Raw genomic sequence first — 2,809 nt, forward strand, 5'->3', positions numbered from 1 at the left:
CCACGCCGCGGCGTATTCGATGATCACCTTTCAAACAGCCTATCTTAAGACCTACTATCCGGCGGAGTTTATGGCGGCGCTGCTTACTTCGGAGGAGGGCAATACCGATAAAATTTCAAAGTATATCGACGAGGCAAGCCGTCTAGGCATCGGGCTTTTGCCGCCGTCGATCAATCAAAGCTTAAGAGGCTTTAGCGTCGTGGACGACGAAAACTCCAAATCGGGCACCTCGATCATCTACGGCCTAGGAGCGATTAAGGGCGTGGGCGGCGCTGCAATCGAGAATATCTTAGAGCTTCAAAGCGAGGCTAAATTTCAAAGCATCGACGATTTTGCTTCGCGAGTGGATAATTTCCGCGTCAATAAAAAGGTCATCGAGTCGCTGATCTACGCAGGCGCGATGGATTGTCTGGGTAAGAGTCGCCTGGCGATGATTCAAAATATGGAAAATATCCTAGATGTGATGAAGAAGATCACCGAGATTAAAAAGGACGCCGCAAGCTCGCTTTTTGGCGAGGATGAGGATATGACGAGCGGCATGAGCGTAAGCTTCGTCGATACCGACAAGGAATTTCCGCAGGGCGAAATTTTAAAATTTGAGCAGCAGACCGTGGGCGTGTATCTCTCGGGGCATCCGCTGGATGATTACAAAGAGGAGATGGAGGGCATCGACTATACGCTATCCTCGGCGTTTAGCGAGATCGAGGGCGATAGCGCCGAGGTGCTTAGCGTAGGGCGGATCGAGGATCTATCCACGCGCATGACGAAAACGGGCAAAAAAATGGGGATTTTAAACGTGCTTGATCTGCACGGCAGTTTTGAGCTTGCGGTGTTCGATAGCGCGCTAAAGGCGATCGAAAACTTAAGCTCACAGGAGCGGGAGCGACCGTATGCTTTTATGATTAAAATTTCAAAAAGCGCGGTCGGCGGCGCGGCGTATCAGCTGTCGTTTCTTTCGATGATGAGCCTACAAAACGCTCGAGATGCGAGCTTTCGTCCGCGCGCGGGAGTATTTTTGAGCGAGAATCCACTCAAAGCCTACGTCGCACAGCTTGGAGCGATTGCACATACCAAATCGAACGAATTCGACGAACTGGTGGACGACGAGGACGCGAGCGTTAAAATTTTGTGCGTCGGCAAGATCGAAAACGTCTTTTCGCGCACGACCAAATCGGGCAAGCAGATGGCAAACGTCACGGTGCTCGATCTTGCGGGCAGTTTCGAGATGAGCGCGTTCGGTGATATTTGTGATGCGGTCACTGCGCTAACGGATGCGCAGCTGGAGCGCCCGATGGCGTTTTGGGCGCGGCTTAGCAAAAACACATCCCCTTACGGCGGGAAATTTCAAATTTATCTGGATGAAATTTTAACCCTAGATGCCGCGCAGAATATCGACGGCTACGTGCCTAGTAAGGTGCGAGGCTTTGGCGGTAGGGAGCGCGGAGGCTTTAACGGCGGTAATTCCGGCTTCGGCGGCGAACGAGCTGGCAGCTTCGGCGGAGGAAATTTCGCGGAGCGAAGGAGCGGGTTTACTGCGGAGGATCCCGCCCTTAAGGCGCGCAAAGAGCGCGAGGCACAGCGCAAAAACGCGCAGGATTTCGAGTTTGAGCTAAGCTTAGGCGAGCTAAGTCGCGAGAAAATTTATAAAATTTACCATCTCGCCTTTTGCGACACGGCGCTGAAAAACACCAAGCGGCTGATCCTTAGGGTTCGCAACGGCAGCGAGGTGCTCGTTTATCCGACCGAATACATCGTGAGCGATAATTTCACCGAAAAGGTGCGCGAAATCATCGCGGCGTAGGCGCGGTGCGGCTCTCTCGCCGCGCTGGATCGGTTAAATTTTATTCTTGCCTGTCGCCGTACGCAAGCGGTTTTTGGCGCCGCAGAGAGCCTAAACTTTAGCGCAGTCGCGATAAAAAATAAGTTATTCGGCTCAAAATTTGCCGCGCACAAAATTTACTGGTGCCGCGCAGAAACCAAAACCGCACGGATCGTCTGCGATATCTAAATTTATTGCGTTTATCACGGCGGAATTTTATGTGCTATAAATTTACAAAAATACAGATTGCCTCTGCTTTATTGCGTCGGTGAGGCTTGGTAGCATGCTGTTTGAGTTACCGCAATAACAGTTTGCCGTGCCTCGGTAGAGCATGAATTATATTGTCGCACTAGCCTACCTGTTGCATGATAAACGGCATGAGCGTTTTTAAATTTTGAGCTAAATTTTTGCGAAGCCTTACTTCGGCGAATCTCCGTGCAGCTTTAAAATTTTAAACTTTAGCGGATTTGAAATTTTAGGTATAGTTTTACTACGTAAAATTTTATCGCGGTAAAATTTCGCCGAGCAAATTTAGTAAAGCACACAAAAACTGACTTAAGACGCGAAGAAAAAATCCGAAACAAAGCTGGCGAGCAAACGGTGCCCGAAAAAATCAGGCTAGCGCGGACTGGGCTCGAGCCGAGCCAGGCGCCGGGATGCAACCTGTCTTAAATCCAAAATTTATCAAAATTGTTAAACGGCTGTATTTGAAATTTTTCGAGCTGTATATATTGCTCGCGCTAAGCGTGTTTGTCCTGCCCGAAAATATAGGTGATAATGCTGCTTGTGCGGGCTTTGTAAGCCTTATGAAGCAGTTTTTCAAATGTCGCTGCAGCCAGGGATCGTCTTGCACGCAGGGCTTGTGGAGTTCTACGTCGCTGCGATGCGGACGGCTAGCATCTTAATTTTTGCGCAAGCTGCTTCCTATGCTTAAAGAGTAGCGCCGATTAAATTTTGCACGATTTTGAGCGGCGAAATTTAGCGAGTTGA

1 protein-coding gene and 1 pseudogene are annotated in these 2,809 nt (G+C 49.7%); both read left to right on the forward strand.

Annotated features, from left to right (window positions below):
- A pseudogene (locus Q0277_RS09070) lies at positions 1–1,801 on the forward strand (DNA polymerase III subunit alpha); the annotation flags it as partial.
- A gap of 725 nt (positions 1,802–2,526) precedes the next feature.
- Positions 2,527–2,724 carry a hypothetical protein gene (locus Q0277_RS09075; RefSeq protein ID WP_297997421.1) on the forward strand — a complete coding sequence of 66 codons (198 nt, stop codon included), beginning with the start codon at positions 2,527–2,529 and terminating at the stop codon, positions 2,722–2,724.
- Positions 2,725–2,809 lie beyond the last annotated feature (85 nt).

Source organism: uncultured Campylobacter sp. (assembly GCF_938030815.1).
GTDB lineage: Bacteria > Campylobacterota > Campylobacteria > Campylobacterales > Campylobacteraceae > Campylobacter_B.